Here is a 16,158-nt window from a genome sequence, read left to right as displayed (position 1 = left end):
GTCGGGTGCGCGGTGTCAGCAGCCGAGGAGGCGGGCGCCGAGGTAGGCCTGGATCTGGTCCAGGGAGACGCGCTCCTGCTTCATAGTGTCGCGCTCGCGGACGGTCACCGCGTTGTCGTCGAGGGTGTCGAAGTCGACGGTGACGCAGAACGGGGTGCCGATCTCGTCCTGGCGGCGGTAGCGGCGGCCGATGGCGCCGGCGTCGTCGAACTCGATGTTCCAGTTCTGCCGCAGGTCGGCCGCGAGGCCCTTGGCCTTCGGCGAGAGCTGCGCGTTGCGGGAGAGCGGCAGCACCGCGACCTTGACCGGGGCCAGGCGCGGGTCGAGCCGCATCACGGTGCGCTTCTCCATGACGCCCTTGGCGTTGGGCGCCTCGTCCTCGATGTAGGCGTCCAGGAGGAAGGCCAGCATCGAGCGGCCGACACCGGCCGCCGGCTCGATGACGTAGGGGGTCCAGCGCTCGTTGGCCTCCTGGTCGTAGAAGACGAGGTCGGTGCCCGATGCCTGGGAGTGCGCCTTGAGGTCGTAGTCCGTGCGGTTGGCGACGCCCTCCAGCTCGCCCCACTCGCTGCCGCCGAAGCGGAAGCGGTACTCGATGTCAGCGGTGCGCTTGGAGTAGTGGGAGAGCTTCTCCTTCGGGTGCTCGTACCACCGCATGTTCTCCTCGCGCAGGCCGAGGCCGGTGTACCAGTTCCAGCGCTGCTCCATCCAGTACTCGTGCCACTTCTCGTCCTCGCCCGGCTTGACGAAGAACTCCATCTCCATCTGCTCGAACTCGCGGGTGCGGAAGATGAAGTTGCCCGGGGTGATCTCGTTCCGGAAGGACTTGCCCATCTGGGCGATGCCGAACGGCGGCTTCTTGCGCGCGGCGGTCTGCACCAGGGAGAAGTTGGTGAAGATGCCCTGGGCGGTCTCGGGGCGCAGGTAGGCGACCGAGCCGGTGTCCTGGGTGGGGCCGAGGTGCGTGGAGAGCAGACCGGAGAACTGCTTGGGCTCGGTGAAGGTGCCCTTGTTGCCGCAGTTCGGGCAGTTGAGGTCGGCGAGGCCGTTGACCGGCGGCTTGCCGTGCTTCTCCTCGTACTGCTCCTCCAGGTGGTCCGCGCGGAAGCGCTTGTGGCAGGAGGTGCACTCGGTCAGCGGGTCGGAGAAGGTGGCGACGTGGCCGGAGGCCACCCACACCTCGGGCGCCAGGATGACCGACGAGTCGAGTCCGACCACGTCCTCGCGCGAAGTGACCATGTAACGCCACCACTGGCGCTTGAGGTTCTCCTTGAGCTCAACGCCCAGCGGCCCGTAGTCCCAGGCGGCCTTCTGACCACCGTAGATCTCACTGCAGGGGAAAACGAAGCCACGGCGCTTGCTCAGGCTGACGATGGAGTCGATCTTGTCGGCGGCCACGGTGCTCTCTTCATTACGACGGCGACGAACGGAGAAGCACTCAGGTTACCGGCGGGCCCGCCCCTTCGATCAAATCGGTATCGGCACGGACCGCCCGGGGACCGGACCGGACCCCTTGTTGACAATCGTTTCCACTTTTGTTGAAAATGACTGTCATGAACATACGCCGTCTCATACCCGCACCGGCCGTCGCGGGAGCAGTCGTCCTCGGCCTCACCGCCCTCACCGCCTGCTCCGCGTCCGACGCCGCCGACCGGAAGAACGGCGACCGGCTGAACGTGGTGGCGTCCTTCTATCCGATGCAGTTCCTGGCCGAGCGGATAGGCGGCGACCACGTCTCGGTCACCACGCTCACCAAGCCCGGCGTGGAACCCCACGACCTGGAGCTGAGCCCGCGCGAGGTGGGCCGCCTCAGCAGCGCGGACTTCATCCTCTATCTCAAGGGCCTCCAGCCCGCCGTGGACGACGCGATCAAGCTCTCCGAGTCCACGCACACGCTGGACGCCGCCACGCTGACCTCCCTGGAGGACCACGGCGCCGAGGTCGGCGGCGAGGAGCACGGCCACGAGCACCACGGCGACGAGGCCGGCGCCGACCCCCACGTCTGGCTGGACCCGGTGAAGTACGCCGAGGTCGCCCGGGGCGTCGGCAAGTCCCTGGAGAAGACCGACCCCGAGCACGCCGCGGACTACCGCAGGAACACCGACGCCCTGGTCACCCGGCTCGGCGCCCTGGACACCGCGTTCAAGCAGGGCCTGGCGAAGACCGCCACCAAGACCTTCATCACCACCCACTCCGCCTTCGGCTACCTCGCCGAGCGCTACGGGCTCACCCAGGAGGGCATCGCCGGCATCGACCCCGAGGCCGAGCCCAGCCCCGCCCGGATCAGCGACCTGCACACGATCGCCCGGGAGAAGAAGGTCACCACCGTGTTCTTCGAGACCCTGGCCAGCGACAAGACGGCGAAGACCGTCGCCCGGGACACCGGGCTGCGCACCGACGTCCTGGACCCGCTGGAGGGGATCACCGGCGCGTCCCGGGGCACCGACTACGTCGAGGTCATGGAGTCCAACCTCGCCGCCCTCCAGAAGGCGCTCGGCACCGCGTGAGCACCGACCACCCGCACCCCGCAGCCGCACCGGAGGCGCTCATGTCCGAGCCCCGCAGCACCGCACCCGACCCCGTGATCGCCGTACGCGACGCCACCGCCACCCTCGGAGCACGCCCCGTGCTGCGCGGCATCGACCTGACCGTGCGCCGGGGCGAGGTCGTCGCCCTGCTCGGCGCCAACGGCTCCGGCAAGTCCACCGCCGTCCGCTCCGTCATCGGCCAGGTCCCGCTGACCGGCGGCACCGTCGAACTCTTCGGCACCCCGCTGCGCCGCTTCCGCGACTGGGCGCGCGTCGGCTACGTACCGCAGCGCACCACCGCCGCCGGCGGCGTGCCCGCCACGATCCGCGAGGTCGTCTCCTCCGGCCGGCTCTCCCGCACCCGGCTCGGGCTGCTCCGCAGGGCCGACCGGGACGCCGTCGACCGCGCCATCGCGCTCGTCGGCCTCACCGACCGCGCCCGCGACTCCGTCGACGCGCTCTCCGGCGGACAGCACCAGCGGGTCCTGATCGCCCGCGCGCTCGCCGCCGAACCCGAACTGCTGATCATGGACGAGCCGATGGCCGGCGTCGACCTGGCCAGCCAGGAGATCCTCGCCGCCACCCTGCGCGAACAGGTCGCGGCCGGCACCACCGTGCTGCTCGTCCTGCACGAGCTGGGCCCGCTGGAGCCCCTGATCGACCGGGCCGTGGTGCTGCGCGACGGCTGCGTGCTGCACGACGGACCGCCCCCGAAGGCCGTGGGGCAGCACGCCCTGCCCGGCCACGACCACGTACACCCCCACGCGGCCTCCGAGCCCGTCCGGACGGGACTGCTGAGCTGACCATGGAATTCCTCACCCCTCCCTTCATGCAGCGGGCGCTGATCGCCGCCGTCCTGGTCGGCGTGATCGCCCCCGCCGTCGGCGTCTATCTCGTGCAGCGCCGCCAGGCCCTCATGGGCGACGGCATCGGCCACATCGCGATGACCGGCGTCGGCCTCGGCTTCCTGCTCTCCACCAGCCCGGTCTGGATGGCCACCGCCGTCGCCGTCGCGGGCGCGGTCACCATGGAACTGATCCGCTGGTACGGCCGCACCCGGGGCGACATCGCGCTGGCGATGCTCTTCTACGGGGGCATGGCCGGCGGTGTCCTGCTGATCAACCTCTCGGACACCGGGTCGAACGCCAACCTCACCTCGTACCTCTTCGGCTCGCTCTCCACGGTCGCCCCCGAGGACATCACCGCGATCGCGATCCTGGCGGCGTTCGTGCTGCTGGTGACGGTGGGGCTGCGCAGGCAGCTGTTCGCCGTCAGCCAGGACGAGGAGTTCGCCCGGGTCACCGGGCTGCCGGTGCGGCTGCTGAACCTGCTGGTCGCGGTCACCGCCGCGGTCACCGTCACCGTCGCCATGCGGGTCGTGGGACTGCTGCTGGTCAGCGCCCTGATGGTGGTCCCGGTCGCGGCGGCGCAGCAGCTCGCCCGCTCGTTCCGGCTGACCTTCGTGCTCGCGGTCGTCACCGGGGTCGTGGTGACCCTGGCCGGCACGGTCACCTCGTACTACCAGGACGTGCCGCCCGGCGCGACGATCGTGCTGATGGCCATCGCGGTCTTCGTCGGCATGACCCTGCTCGCCGCCCCGCTGGCCAGAAGCCGGGCCCGGCGGCGCGAGGCGGCCGACAGCCGGTGCACCCTGGAGGTACCGGCCACCCGCCCGGCGACGGACGACGTGCGCGTCTGACCGCACCCCCGGGGCGGACTGGCACAATGGCCCGACACACGTACGGGCGACACGAGGAGGCCGCTGTGGCGACAGCGCCGATCAGTGGAACGAACGCGGCCCCGGTCCGCGGCCGGTCGACCCGGCAGCGGGCCGCGGTGGCGGCCGCGCTCGACGAGGTGGACGAGTTCCGCAGCGCGCAGGAGCTGCACGACGTCCTCAAGCACCGGGGCGACTCGGTCGGGCTGACCACCGTCTACCGCACGCTCCAGTCCCTCGCCGACGCGGGCGAGGTCGATGTGCTGCGCACCACCGACGGCGAGTCCGTCTACCGGCGCTGCTCGACCGGCGACCACCACCACCATCTGGTGTGCCGGGTCTGCGGCAAGGCCGTCGAGGTCGAGGGCCCGGCCGTCGAGCAGTGGTCCGAGACCATCGCCGCCCAGCACGGCTTCGTGAACGTGGCGCACACGGTGGAGATCTTCGGCACCTGCGCCGACTGCGCGAACGCGCAGGACTGAGAGCGTCCGGCCGGACGCTCCGGGCCCCGGGGGCGGTCCCCCCGGGGGCCGTCCCGTGCTCAGCTCCCGGAGGGGGCCACCTCCTCGGCCCCGCCGAAGCGGCGGTCGCGCTGGGCGTACTCCAGACAGGCCCGCCACAGATCCCGGCGGTCGAAGTCCGGCCACAGCACGTCCTGGAAGACCATCTCGGCGTACGCGCTCTGCCAGATCAGGTAGTTGGAGGTGCGCTGCTCGCCGCTGGGGCGCACGAACAGATCGACGTCCGGCATGTCCGGGTAGTAGATGTACTTCGCGAAGGTCTTCTCGTTGACCTTCGCGGGGTCGAGCTTCCCGGCCGCCACGTCCTGCGCGATCCGCTGCGCCGCGTCCGCGATCTCGGCCCGGCCTCCGTAGTTGACGCAGAAGTACAGCGTCATCCGGTCGTTGTCCTTGGTCTGCTCCTGGGCGACCTGGAGCTCCTGGACGACGGACTTCCACAGCTTGGGCATGCGGCCCACCCAGCGGATGCGGATGCCCAGCTCGTCCATCTCGTCGCGGCGGCGGCGGATGACGTCCCGGTTGAAGTTCATGAGGAACTTCACCTCTTCCGGGGACCGCTTCCAGTTCTCGGTGGAGAAGGCGTACAGCGAGAGGTTCTTGACGCCCATCTCGATGCAGCCCTTGAGGACGTCCATGACGACGCCCTCGCCGACCTTGTGGCCCTCGGTACGCGGCAGCCCCCGCTCCTTGGCCCAGCGGCCGTTGCCGTCCATCACCACGGCGACGTGCTGGGGCACCAGTTCACCGGGGATCTTCGGGGGCACGGCACCGGAGGGGTGCGGCTCGGGGGTCTTGTACTCGTGCCGGTTCCGTCCACCGAGGATTCCGCGTACTGCCATGAGCTTCTCTGTCTCCCTGTGTCACTTCTCTACGTACCGCAGCGAACGCAGCCCGCGCTCCAGATGCCAGTGCAGATACGCGGACACCAGTCCGCTCCCCTCCCTGACATGACGCGCCTCGCACGCGTCCGCCGTCGCCCAGTCGCCGGTGAGCAGCGCGCTCAGCAGGGTGACGGCCTCCGCCGAGGGTACGACGCTGCCGGGCACCCGGCAGTCGCCGCATATGACGCCGCCCGCCGCGACGGAGAAGAACCGGTTGGGGCCGGGCATGCCGCACCGGGCGCAGTCCTCGAAGCTCGGGGCGTAGCCGTTGACGGCGAGGGAGCGCAGCAGGAAGGCGTCGAGGACGAGGTGCGGGGCGTGCTCGCCGCGCGCCAGGGTGCGCAGCCCGCCCACCAGCAGGAGGTACTGCTGGACCGCGGGCTCGCCCTCGTGGTCGGTGAAGCGCTCGGCGGTCTCCAGCATCGCGGTGCCGGCGGTGTAGCGGGCGTAGTCGGTGACGATGCCGCCGCCGTACGGGGCGATCGTCTCGCTCTGGGTGCAGAGCGGTAGTCCGCGTCCGACCAGCTCGCTGCCCCGGGCGAAGAACTGCACGTCGACGTGGGAGAACGGCTCCAGCCGGGCCCCGAACTTCGATTTGGTGCGCCGCACCCCGCGGGCGACGGCACGCACCCGGCCGTGGCCGCGGGTGAGGATCGTGATGATCCGGTCGGCCTCGCCCAGCTTCTGCGTGCGGAGCACCACACCGTCGTCCCGGAACAAGCTCATGGCTCCATTGTCCGGTACGCGGCGGCCCCGGCGGGGCCGCCCCCGCGACCCGGTCCGTTCAGTCCCGTTCCGCCGCGCCGCCCGCCGGGACGACCAGGCCCGATTCATAGGCGGCGATCACCAGCTGGGCCCGGTCGCGGGCGCCGAGTCTGCCCATGATCCGGCTGACATGGGTCTTGGCGGTGAGCGGGCTGAGGCCGAGGGTCTCGGCGATCTCCGTGTTGTTCAGCCCGCGCGCGACGAGGGCGAGGACCTGGCGTTCCCGGTGGGAAAGGTTCCCCGGGCCGCCGGGCGGGGTGCGGTCCGGGGGCCGCGGGGCGCTGAGCACGCGGGCGATCAGCCGGGCGGTGGGGCCGGGCGAGAGCAGCGAATCGCCGGCCGCCACCGTGCGGATCGCCGCCAGCAGGTCGGCGGGCCGGGTGTCCTTGACCAGAAAGCCCGAGGCCCCGGCGCGCAGGGCGTCGAGGATGTGGTCGTCGGTGTCGTACGTGGTGAGGACGAGGACCTTCACCCCGGCCAGGTCCTCGTCGGCGGCGATCCGGCGGGTGGCCTCGATGCCGTCGAGTTCGGGCATCCGGATGTCCATCACGACGAGGTCCGCGCGGGCCGAGCGGGCGAGCGCGACGGCTTCGAGACCGTTGGCGGCCTCACCGACCACCTCCATCTCCGGATCGGAGCCGACGAGCATCGCGAAGGCGGCCCGCACGAGGGTCTGGTCGTCGGCGAGCAGGACGCGGATCATGGGCGTTCTCCGGGGCGGCGTCGAGGATCGGGGGCGCGGGGGCGGCTTCAGGAGTCAGGGGTGCGGGGGCCGCGTGTACGGGGGCGGGGCGCGGGGCGTCCGTCGCGGGCACGGGGTCGGGGCGCGGGTCCGGGGGTCCGGCCCCCGGGGAGAGCAGTGCCGCGACCTCGAAGCCGCCGGCGGGGCGCGGTCCCGCCCTCAGGGTGCCGCCCGTGCTGCGGGCCCGCTCCCGCATCCCGGCGATGCCGAACCCGGACCGGGTGCCGTCGTCCACCGGGCCGGTGCCGTCGTCGGTGACCGTGACCCGCAGTCCGGCCGGGCCCGCCGGCTCGACGGCGACGGTGACGCGGACGCCGGGGCCCGCGTGGCGTACGGCGTTGGTCAGGGACTCCTGCACGATCCGGTAGGCGGCGGCCTCGGTCACCGGGGCGAGGCGGCCGTCGGGGACGCGGACCTCCAGTCCGACGCGGGCCCCGGCGGTCTCCGCCGCCCGGACGAGCCCCGGCAGGGCCGCCAGGTCCGGCAGCGGCCCCTGCGCGGACCCGTCGTCGCGGCCGGTGTCGCGCAGCACCTGGAGGGTGGTGCGCAGTTCCGCCCTGGCCTCCCGGCAGGTCTCCGCGATGTCGTCCAGGGCGGAGGCGATGGCCGTACGGTCCAGGCGCCCGGGGTCCACGGTCAGGATGTGCGAGGCCACCGAGGTCTGCACGCCGATGAGCGTGATGCTGTGGGCGAGCAGGTCGTGCAGGTCCCGGGCGATGCGCAGCCGCTCCTCGGCGACCCGGCGGCGGGCCTCCTCCTCCCGGGTCCGCTCGGCCCGTTCGGCGCGCTCGACCATGGAGGCGACGTACCGGCGGTAGAAGCGGACGTCGACCCCGAAGAACAGGATGGCGACGATCCAGCCGGAGATCCGCAGGAGTTCGAGGCCCCGGTGGGCGTCGATGCCGAGGACCACCGTCACCATCACGGAGGTGACGCCGATGCCGACGAGCAGGGTGCGCAGCGGCCGGCCGGTGACGGCGACCGTGTAGAGCATGATCCAGGTCTGCGGGATCGGGGCCGAGTGGACGTAGTCCAGTCCGTGGTAGAGCGCCAGCAGCGGGGTCATCGCGAGCAGGGCGAGGACGGGGCCCCGGCGCCGCAGGGCCAGCGGGACGGCGGTGGCGAGCAGCAGGCACCAGCCGAGCGCGTCGGGGCGGTCGGCCGAGCCCAGGGCGAGGGCGGCGGAGAGCGCGCCGGCGCCCACCGCGAGGAGGGCGTCGGTGCGCGTCCGGTGCGGCGCGCGCATCGGGTCGCGGTTGATGACGGCCATGACGCGTTCGCGACGGCCGGTGGGAGCGGGCACGGGGCCATCCTCCGCTACGGGGCGCGGCACCGTCAGGGGGCCCCGACGAGCTCGGGTTGGCGCGCGGCCGGGGCGTCCGGGGTGCGGGCGAGCGCGCCGGGCCACCAGATCCGGCGTCCGAGGGCCACGCTCGCGGCGGTGACCAGATGGGTGCGGACGAGGAAGGTGTCGAGCAGGACGCCGACGGCGATGACGAAGCCCAGTTCGACCAGGCCGGTCATCGGCATGTTCGTCAGGACGGCGAAGGTGGCGGCGAGCACGAGCCCGGCCGAGGCGATGACCCCTCCGGTGGCGCGCAGTCCGGTGAGCGCCGCCTCGGTGGGTCCGGCGCCCGCCCTGGCCTCCTCGCGGACCCGGTGCATCAGGAAGATGCCGTAGTCGACGCCGAGGGCGACGAGGAAGACGAAGGAGAGCAGCGGCAGCCCGGGGTCGGTGCCCTTGAGTCCGAGGAGCGGTTCGAAGAGGAGGCCGCCGATGCCGAGGGAGGCGCCCCAGACCGCGACGACGGCCGCGACGAGCAGCACCGGGGCGACGAGCCCGCGCAGCAGGACGACGAGGATCACGAGCACCGAGAGCAGGACGAGCGGGACGACGCTCCGCAGATCGCGGGAGCTGGCCGCGTCCAGGTCCATCTGCTGGGCGCCCGGCCCGCCGACGTGGCTGCCGTCGAGGGTGTCGCGCAGGGCGCGGACGGTGTTCCGCTCCCCCGCCGACTCGGGCGCGGCCGTGGCGACGACGGAGAGTTCGGTCCAGCCGCCGCCGCTGCGGCCGCGTGCGGCGGAGGCGACGCCCTCGGTCGTACGGGCGCGGGCCAGGGCGTCGTCGGCCCGGCCGGTGGGGGTCATCACGGTGATCGGCTGGGTGGAGCGGCCCGGGAAGGCGTCGGCGAGCGTGGTCATGGCGGTGACGGAGTCCGGTGCGCGGGTGAAGGAGTCCTCCTGCTTGAGGTCGCCGGGCAGCGCGAACGCCCCGAGCGACAGCGCGCCCAGCAGCACCCCGCCGGTGACGAGGACGGCGACGGGCCGGCGTCCGGCCGATCCGCCCATGGCGGCGAACACCGAACGGCGCCGGCGCGGTTCGGCCCCGTGGGCCGGCACGAGCGGCCAGAAGACCCGGCGGCCCAGCAGCACCAGGACGGCCGGGAGCAGCGTCAGCATCGCCAGGAGCGCGCAGAGCACGCCGACGGCGGCGAGGGGTCCCATGCCCCGGCTGCTGTTGAGATCGGCGGCCAGCAGGCACAGGAGGCCCGCGGCGACGGTGGCGGAGGAGGCGACGACGGCGGGGCCGCAGCCGCGCAGGGCGGCCGCCATGGCCGCGCGGGGGCTGCGCAGGCGGGTCAGCTCCTCGCGGTAGCGGGAGACGAGCAGCAGGGCGTAGTCGGTGCCGGCGCCGAAGACCAGGATGGTCATGACGGCGGAGCTCTGGCCGGTGACGGTGGTGTCGAGGCCGCGGTTGAGGCCGTAGACGACGGCCATGGACAGGGCGTCGGCGACTCCGGCGACGACGAGCGGGACCAGCCACAGCAGCGGGCTGCGGTAGATGAGGATCAGCAGGAGGGCGACGACGGCGACGGTCGTGTAGAGGACCGGGCCGCCGACCGAGCCGTATACCTTCTGGGCGTCGGCGGTCAGCGCTCCGACCCCGCCGACCTCGGCCTCCAGCCCGTCTCCGGCGCGCACGGTCTCGCGCACCGCGTCGACGAACGCCGTGCGGGCCTCGTCGTCCTGGCCGGGCGCGGTCGTGGAGACCGGGTACATCAGCGTCGTGCCGTCCTTCGACGGGACGCCGCGCGGCGGGGCGGTGAGCGGGTGGTTCCGGGCCACCTCGTCGCTCTGCCGGGCCGCGAGGGCCCGGTCGGCGGCGGTCAGCCCGCCGTCGCGGTGGTAGACGAGCACGAGGTCGGTGGACTCGCCGCCGGGCAGCGTCTCCTGGATCCGGGCCACCTGGGTGGAGTCGGCGCCGGCCGGGAGGTAGTCGACGGCGCGGTTGACCTGGACGTCGCCGAGCCGGCCGGCGAGCGGTCCGGCGACGGCGAGCACGGCGGCCCAGAGTCCGACGATCGCCCAGGGCAGCCACCGCCACCGGTTCCGCGTCCGTGTCCGCTCGCGGCCGTCCTGTTCTGCGCGCCTCATGGGAGCCCCCCTTCCGTACGGGTGTCCGGTCGTGTCCAGACTCCCGCCGGGGCAGGGGCGGTTCATCGCGCGGAGGGCCGAGTTCGCGGCTACCGCGGTGGTGGGTGCGGCGGGCCCGTTACTCCCCGGGGAGTAACGGGCGGTGCTCAGGAGGGGGTACGCGCGGCGGCGGCGAGCAGCCGGGCGGTGTCCGCGCCGCACAGCCGCAGCGCGCCGCCGACGGTGCTCAGCACCTCGCGTTCGGCCGGGCTGTAGGGGCCGTCGGCGAGGGCGATCCGGGCACCCTGGAGCAGAATCGATTCACGGCCCGCGGGGGCCAGGTGCGGGGCCAACGGCTCCAGCGCCTCGTGGAGTTCGATGGCCAGCGCGGCACCGCACGCCTCGGCGGCGGGGCCGGTGGCGGAGCCCTGGCCGATGTCGGCGGAGAGGACCTCGACGACGGTGGCGAGCTGCTCCTCGGTGCAGTCGTCGAAGCCCGCGCCGCGCACGGTCTCGACGGCGGCCTCCAGGACCGTGCGGGAGGTGGAGCCGCCGGCCGCGAGGACGCCGAGGGTGACCGTGTGGACGGCGTCCCTGAGCATCGCGGAGAACCGGGTGGTGGTGGGGTGGTCGAGCGTCTCGGTGTCGAAGTGGCCGTGGCAGGCGGCGCATGCGACGACCGGGCCGGTCTCGCCGCGGCGCAGCAGCGGCAGTCCGAGGACGGTGAGGCGCCGACGCCCGGTCAGACGGCGGTAGTTGCGGTCGCCGCCGCAGCCGGGGCAGAAGAACTCGCCGTCGCCGACGGTGTCCCAGTGCGTGCGGACGCCGCAGATGCGCAGCTTCTTGGCGCGTTGTCCCAGGGCTGACCGCACGTCGCACACCTCCGTCACTCCCCCGCGGGCCGCTCGGGCACGGGAGGCACCCCTCGGCATCGTTGCCGTGTGAACGTGATGTTAACCACATCGCCCTGGCGGCGTCAGCACCTCGCCCGTCACAACCGTCCGGAGATGGCCGAACCCCGCCCTCCCGGGAGCGGGTGGGCGGGGTTCACGAACCGTACGGGGCGGGCCCTTTCGGGCACCGCGCGGTTCAGCGGGAGGCGCGGTTGACGGCGGAGACGACCGCCTTCAGGGAGGCGCGCGTGGTGTTGGCGTCGATGCCGATGCCCCACAGGACCTTGCCGTCGATGACGCACTCGATGTAGGAGGCGGCGACGGCGCTCGCGCCCTCGCTCATGGTGTGCTCGGTGTAGTCCAGCAGCCGGGCGTCGATGCCGATGGCCTGCAGCGCTTCGAAGAACGCGGAGATCGGGCCGTTGCCGGTGCCGGTCAGCACGGTGTCCACGCCGTCCACGGTCGCCTCGACGGTGATCGTGTCCCGGCCGTCGGAGCCGGTCGTGCTCTGGCCGGAGCGGATCTGTACGCGGCCCCACCGGGCCCCGGGGTTCTCGGGGTTGGGCAGGTACTCGTCCTGGAACACGCTCCAGATCTGCGCCGGCGTGACCTCGCCGCCCTCGGCGTCGGTCTTGGCCTGAATGATCCGGGAGAACTCGATCTGCATCCGGCGGGGCAGGTCCAGCTTGTGGTCGTTCTTCAGGACGTAGGCGATTCCGCCCTTGCCGGACTGCGAGTTGACCCGGATGACGGCCTCGTACGAGCGGCCGACGTCCTTCGGGTCGATCGGCAGGTACGGCACGGCCCACTCGATGTCGTCGACGGTCTTGCCCCGGGCGGCCGCGTCGGCCTCCATGGCGTCGAAGCCCTTCTTGATGGCGTCCTGGTGGGAGCCGGAGAAGGCGGTGTAGACCAGGTCGCCCGCGTAGGGGTGGCGCGGGTGGACCTCCATCTGGTTGCAGTACTCGCTGGTGCGGCGGATCTCGTCGATCTGCGAGAAGTCGATCTGCGGGTCGACGCCCTGGGAGAAGAGGTTCATGCCCAGCGTGACCAGGTCGACGTTGCCGGTGCGCTCGCCCTGGCCGAACAGGCAGCCCTCGACGCGGTCCGCCCCGGCCATCAGGGCCAGTTCGGCGGCGGCGACGGCGGTGCCCCGGTCGTTGTGCGGGTGGACGGACAGGCAGACGTACTCGCGGCGCGTCAGGTGGCGCGACATCCACTCGAAGCGGTCGGCGTGCGTGGACGGCGTGGAACGCTCCACGGTGGCGGGCAGGTTCAGGATGATCTCGCGGCCCTCCTCGGGCTGCCAGACGTCGCAGACCGCCTCGCAGACCTCCAGGGCGAAGTCCAGCTCGGTGTCGGTGAAGATCTCGGGGCTGTACTGGTAGCCGAAGATCGTCTCCTCGCCCAGGATCTTCTCGGCGTACTCCATGACCAGCCGGGTGCCGTCCACGGCGATCTGCTTGACCTCCTCCTTGGAGCCGCGGAAGACCACGCGGCGGAAGGTGGGGGCGGTCGCGTTGTACAGGTGGACGGTGGCGCGGTGGGCGCCGCGCAGCGATTCGACGGTGCGCTCGATCAGTTCCTCGCGGGCCTGCGTCAGGACGGAGATCGTCACGTCCTCGGGGATCGCGCCCTCTTCGATGATGGAGCGGACGAAGGCGAAGTCGGTCTCGCCGGAGGACGGGAAGCCGACCTCGATCTCCTTGTAGCCCATGCGCACCAGCAGGTCGAACATCTCGCGCTTGCGGGCCGGCGACATCGGGTCGATCAGGGCCTGGTTGCCGTCGCGCAGGTCGGTGGAGAGCCAGCGGGGGGCCTTGGTGATCCGCTTCTCGGGCCAGGTGCGGTCCGGGATGTCGACGGCCTCGTAGCGCCCGTACTTGTGGACCGGCATCCCGGACGGCTTCTGGAGTCCCGTGGCGTTGGTGATCGGCGTGGGGCGGCCGACGGCGCCGGAGGCGGGGGTCTGCGCGGGATTCACTGCGGTCATGGCGGGGGCTCCTCGGGGTCCTTCAAGGGGACGGCCGACTGTGCTGCTGCAGCACCAGACTCCGCGGGGAGGGGGTCGGCCTACGACTACAGGCCCTCGCCGCGGCAGCTAAGAAGAAGCAGCCCGAAACGCATGATGCGTCGAGCGTAGCGGAGAGGCGCCCGGGACGTCGGTGCCGTATCAGTATGCGGGACAGGGGCCCGGTAACGGGTGAACCGTGAGGGATCACTCTATTTCGTCAATCACGGTCGCAACCGGTGACAGTGCGAACACGGACTGCCACAGTCGTTGTATGCAGCCTCGAACCCACGGGTCCCACCCCGTCTTCTGCACCATCGTGCCGCCCCACGTCCTCGACAAGCTGTCCCAGGCCGACGATCCCGTCCTGGCCGAGCCCGCCCGCCGTACCCTGGAGGCCGACGCCGCCCGGCGCACCCGCCGCCAGGTGACCACCGTCGTCCGCACCTCCGTCGCCCCCGTCCCGGCCGACGGCGACCGCTCCGGCACCCCCGACCGCACGATCTACGACTGCCGCCACGGCACCGACCTGCCCGGCAGGAAGGTCCGCGCCGAGGGCCAGGAGCCGACCTCCGACGCCAGCGTCAACCGCGCGTACGCGGGCCTGGGCGCCACCTTCGACCTGCTGCTCAGCGCCTACGGCCGCCGCTCGATCGACGGCAACGGCCTGCCGCTGATCGGCTCCGTCCACTACGACGAGAAGTACAACAACGCCTTCTTCGACGGCGAGCAGATGGTCTTCGGCGACGGGGACGGGGAGGTCTTCCTGGACTTCACCGTCGCCATCGACGTCATCGCCCACGAACTGGCCCACGGACTCACCCAGTACACGGCGAACCTGAACTACTACGGACAGTCCGGGGCGCTCAACGAGTCCGTCTCGGACGTCTTCGGCTCCCTGGTCAAGCAGCACTCCCTGGGCCAGACCGCCGCCCAGGCCGACTGGCTGATCGGCGCCGGCCTGCTGGCCCCCCGGGTCCAGGGCGTGGCGCTGCGCTCGATGAAGGCGCCCGGCACGGCGTACGACGACGACGTCCTCGGCAAGGACCCGCAGCCGGCGTCCATGGACGACTACATCCACACGGGCGACGACAACGGCGGGGTGCACCTCAACTCCGGCATCCCGAACCGCGCCTTCTACCTGCTGGCGACCGCGCTCGGCGGCAGTTCCTGGGAGCGGGCGGGCCAGCTCTGGTTCGATGTGCTCACGGGTGGTGAACTGGCGGTGGACGCGGACTTCGCGTCCTTCGCCCGGCTGACCGTGGCGGCGGCCCGCAGCCGCTTCGGCGAGGGCGACGAGGTGGAAGCGGTCCTCAAGGCCTGGTCCGAGGTCGGCGTACCGACCCGGTAGCACGGCCGGGCCGTCGTCGAGGAGGACACGCATGCGGATCAGGGTCAGCAGGACCGGCGGTTTCGCCGGGATCGCGCGGGAGCGCGAGATCGACACTGCGGGGCGGCCCGATGCCGCCGCCTGGGAGTCCCTGGCCGGGGCGGCCGTCGACGGCTGCCCGGACACCCCGCCCCGGGGCGTCCCGGACGGTTTCCACTACCGGATCACGGTCGACGGCCGGACGGTGCACTGCGCCGACCCGAAGTTGACCGACGCCCAGCGCACGCTGGTCTCACGCGTCCTGAAGGAGGGCGCGTGAGACCGGCGCGGCGGGGTCAGAAGCCGAGCTTGCGCAACTGCTTGGGGTCGCGCTGCCAGTCCTTGGCGACCTTGACGTGCAGGTCGAGGTAGACGGGCGTGCCGAGCAGCGCCTCGATGTGCTTGCGGGACTTGGTGCCGACATCCTTCAGCCGCTTGCCCTTCGGGCCGATGATGATGCCCTTCTGGCTGGGCCGCTCGATGTAGACGTTGGCGTGGATGTCGAGCAGCGGCTTGTCCGCCGGGCGGTCCTCGCGCGGCAGCATCTCCTCGACGACGACCGCGATCGAGTGCGGCAGCTCGTCGCGTACGCCTTCGAGCGCGGCCTCGCGGATCAGCTCGGCGACCATGACCATCTCGGGCTCGTCGGTGAGGTCGCCCTCCGGGTAGAGCGGCGGGCTCTCCGGGAGCAGCGGGACGATCAGATCGGCCAGCAGCCCGACCTGGCTGTCCTTGACGGCCGAGACCGGGATGATCTCCGCCCACTCGAAGCCCAGCTCCTCGCCGAGGCGGGAGACGGCGAGCAGCTGTTCGGCGAGCTGCTTGGAGTCGACCAGGTCCGTCTTGGTGATGATCGCGATCTTGGGCGTCTTCCTGATGCCCGCCAGTTCCTTGACGATGTACTTGTCGCCGGGGCCGAGCTTCTGGTCGGCGGGCAGGCAGAAGCCGATGACGTCGACCTCGGCCCAGGTGGTGCGCACGACGTCGTTGAGCCGCTCGCCCAGCAGGGTGCGCGGCTTGTGCAGGCCGGGGGTGTCGACCAGGATCAGCTGCGCGTCCGGCCGGTGGACGATGCCGCGCACGGTGTGGCGGGTCGTCTGGGGCCGGTTGGACGTGATGGCCACCTTCTGGCCGACCAGAGCGTTCGTCAGGGTGGACTTGCCCGCGTTGGGACGCCCCACGAAGCAGGCGAATCCGGCCCGGTGGGGGGCGGTGGTACCGGCCGGCCGGGCAGCGGGTTCAGGGTTAGGTCGAGCGCTCATGGCGCCCATTGTCCCCGATCCCGGTGGCCGCGGGGCACCACGGCGCCCCCGCGGC

At 72.1% G+C, this 16,158-nt stretch carries 15 protein-coding genes; 6 read left to right on the top strand and 9 right to left on the bottom strand.

Going from position 1 to position 16,158, the window contains the following annotated elements; genetic code table 11:
* Positions 1-15: 15 nt before the first annotated feature.
* The gene (locus ACWCXC_RS14660) at positions 16-1,398 is read right to left on the bottom strand and encodes a glycine--tRNA ligase (RefSeq protein ID WP_450888934.1); all 1,383 of its coding nucleotides are present in this window, start codon (positions 1,396-1,398) and stop codon (positions 16-18) included.
* 155 nt (positions 1,399-1,553) lie between these two features.
* Between ACWCXC_RS14660 and ACWCXC_RS14655 the strand changes: the two genes are divergently transcribed.
* The 4 genes from ACWCXC_RS14655 (at position 1,554) to ACWCXC_RS14640 (ending at position 4,727) form a co-directional block, all read left to right on the top strand.
* Positions 1,554-2,507, top strand: a complete 954-nt coding sequence (locus tag ACWCXC_RS14655) for a metal ABC transporter substrate-binding protein (protein ID WP_450680116.1) — start codon at positions 1,554-1,556, stop codon at positions 2,505-2,507.
* 41 nt (positions 2,508-2,548) lie between these two features.
* Complete coding sequence (locus tag ACWCXC_RS14650) at positions 2,549-3,331, top strand: metal ABC transporter ATP-binding protein (RefSeq protein ID WP_450680226.1); 783 nt, start codon at positions 2,549-2,551, stop codon at positions 3,329-3,331.
* 2 nt (positions 3,332-3,333) lie between these two features.
* Entirely contained in the window at positions 3,334-4,227 is an 894-nt protein-coding gene (locus ACWCXC_RS14645) for a metal ABC transporter permease (protein ID WP_450888932.1), read from the top strand.
* 65 nt (positions 4,228-4,292) lie between these two features.
* A complete protein-coding gene (locus ACWCXC_RS14640) occupies positions 4,293-4,727 on the top strand; it encodes a Fur family transcriptional regulator (RefSeq protein WP_450680118.1) in 435 nt (144 codons plus the stop codon).
* 59 nt (positions 4,728-4,786) lie between these two features.
* Here ACWCXC_RS14640 and ACWCXC_RS14635 read toward each other — a convergent pair whose 3' ends face one another.
* The 7 genes from ACWCXC_RS14635 to leuA form a co-directional block, all read right to left on the bottom strand.
* Positions 4,787-5,605 carry an isoprenyl transferase gene (locus ACWCXC_RS14635; protein WP_450680119.1) on the bottom strand — a complete coding sequence of 273 codons (819 nt, stop codon included), beginning with the start codon at positions 5,603-5,605 and terminating at the stop codon, positions 4,787-4,789.
* A 21-nt stretch (positions 5,606-5,626) separates the two neighbouring features.
* Entirely contained in the window at positions 5,627-6,373 is a 747-nt protein-coding gene (gene recO / locus ACWCXC_RS14630; RefSeq protein ID WP_450680120.1) for a DNA repair protein RecO, read from the bottom strand.
* A 58-nt stretch (positions 6,374-6,431) separates the two neighbouring features.
* Positions 6,432-7,115, bottom strand: a complete 684-nt coding sequence (locus ACWCXC_RS14625; RefSeq protein ID WP_450680121.1) for a response regulator transcription factor — start codon at positions 7,113-7,115, stop codon at positions 6,432-6,434.
* Positions 7,021-8,424: a sensor histidine kinase gene (locus tag ACWCXC_RS14620; RefSeq protein WP_450888961.1), complete on the bottom strand. Its 1,404-nt coding sequence runs from the start codon at positions 8,422-8,424 to the stop codon at positions 7,021-7,023. The genes ACWCXC_RS14625 and ACWCXC_RS14620 overlap by 95 nt, the downstream gene beginning before the upstream one ends.
* A 65-nt stretch (positions 8,425-8,489) precedes the next feature.
* Positions 8,490-10,589, bottom strand: a complete 2,100-nt coding sequence (locus ACWCXC_RS14615) for an MMPL family transporter (protein WP_450888928.1) — start codon at positions 10,587-10,589, stop codon at positions 8,490-8,492.
* A gap of 146 nt (positions 10,590-10,735) precedes the next feature.
* Positions 10,736-11,440, bottom strand: a complete 705-nt coding sequence (locus ACWCXC_RS14610; RefSeq protein ID WP_450680123.1) for a TerB family tellurite resistance protein — start codon at positions 11,438-11,440, stop codon at positions 10,736-10,738.
* Positions 11,441-11,657: 217 nt separating this feature from the next.
* Positions 11,658-13,454 carry a 2-isopropylmalate synthase gene (gene leuA, locus ACWCXC_RS14605; RefSeq protein ID WP_450680124.1) on the bottom strand — a complete coding sequence of 599 codons (1,797 nt, stop codon included), beginning with the start codon at positions 13,452-13,454 and terminating at the stop codon, positions 11,658-11,660.
* Between the two features lie 292 nt (positions 13,455-13,746).
* Between leuA and ACWCXC_RS14600 the strand changes: the two genes are divergently transcribed.
* Positions 13,747-14,823, top strand: a complete 1,077-nt coding sequence (locus ACWCXC_RS14600) for a M4 family metallopeptidase (RefSeq protein WP_450680125.1) — start codon at positions 13,747-13,749, stop codon at positions 14,821-14,823.
* Positions 14,824-14,854: 31 nt separating this feature from the next.
* The gene (locus ACWCXC_RS14595) at positions 14,855-15,121 is read left to right on the top strand and encodes a protealysin inhibitor emfourin (RefSeq protein ID WP_450888925.1); all 267 of its coding nucleotides are present in this window, start codon (positions 14,855-14,857) and stop codon (positions 15,119-15,121) included.
* Between the two features lie 16 nt (positions 15,122-15,137).
* On the opposite strand, the gene era is transcribed toward ACWCXC_RS14595, so the two are convergent.
* Positions 15,138-16,112 carry a GTPase Era gene (era, locus tag ACWCXC_RS14590; RefSeq protein WP_383633147.1) on the bottom strand — a complete coding sequence of 325 codons (975 nt, stop codon included), beginning with the start codon at positions 16,110-16,112 and terminating at the stop codon, positions 15,138-15,140.
* Positions 16,113-16,158 lie beyond the last annotated feature (46 nt).

It is taken from the genome of Streptomyces sp. NPDC001515, from assembly GCF_053597115.1.
The sequence above is the reverse complement of the archived record's forward strand: the minus strand, read 5'-3'. Positions and strand labels throughout refer to the sequence as shown.

Excerpts from the sequence above, each read along its gene's own strand:
- ACWCXC_RS14655 (WP_450680116.1), top strand. The coding sequence starts at position 1,554 with ATGAACATACGCCGTCTCATACCCGCACCGGCCGTCGCGGGAGCAGTC.
- ACWCXC_RS14650 (WP_450680226.1), top strand. The coding sequence starts at position 2,549 with ATGTCCGAGCCCCGCAGCACCGCACCCGACCCCGTGATCGCCGTACGC.
- ACWCXC_RS14645 (WP_450888932.1), top strand. The coding sequence starts at position 3,334 with ATGGAATTCCTCACCCCTCCCTTCATGCAGCGGGCGCTGATCGCCGCC.
- ACWCXC_RS14635 (WP_450680119.1), bottom strand. The coding sequence starts at position 5,605 with ATGGCAGTACGCGGAATCCTCGGTGGACGGAACCGGCACGAGTACAAG.
- recO (WP_450680120.1), bottom strand. The coding sequence starts at position 6,373 with ATGAGCTTGTTCCGGGACGACGGTGTGGTGCTCCGCACGCAGAAGCTG.
- ACWCXC_RS14625 (WP_450680121.1), bottom strand. The coding sequence starts at position 7,115 with ATGATCCGCGTCCTGCTCGCCGACGACCAGACCCTCGTGCGGGCCGCC.
- ACWCXC_RS14620 (WP_450888961.1), bottom strand. The coding sequence starts at position 8,424 with ATGGCCGTCATCAACCGCGACCCGATGCGCGCGCCGCACCGGACGCGC.
- ACWCXC_RS14615 (WP_450888928.1), bottom strand. The coding sequence starts at position 10,589 with ATGAGGCGCGCAGAACAGGACGGCCGCGAGCGGACACGGACGCGGAAC.
- leuA (WP_450680124.1), bottom strand. The coding sequence starts at position 13,454 with ATGACCGCAGTGAATCCCGCGCAGACCCCCGCCTCCGGCGCCGTCGGC.
- ACWCXC_RS14600 (WP_450680125.1), top strand. The coding sequence starts at position 13,747 with ATGCAGCCTCGAACCCACGGGTCCCACCCCGTCTTCTGCACCATCGTG.
- ACWCXC_RS14595 (WP_450888925.1), top strand. The coding sequence starts at position 14,855 with ATGCGGATCAGGGTCAGCAGGACCGGCGGTTTCGCCGGGATCGCGCGG.
- era (WP_383633147.1), bottom strand. The coding sequence starts at position 16,112 with ATGGGCGCCATGAGCGCTCGACCTAACCCTGAACCCGCTGCCCGGCCG.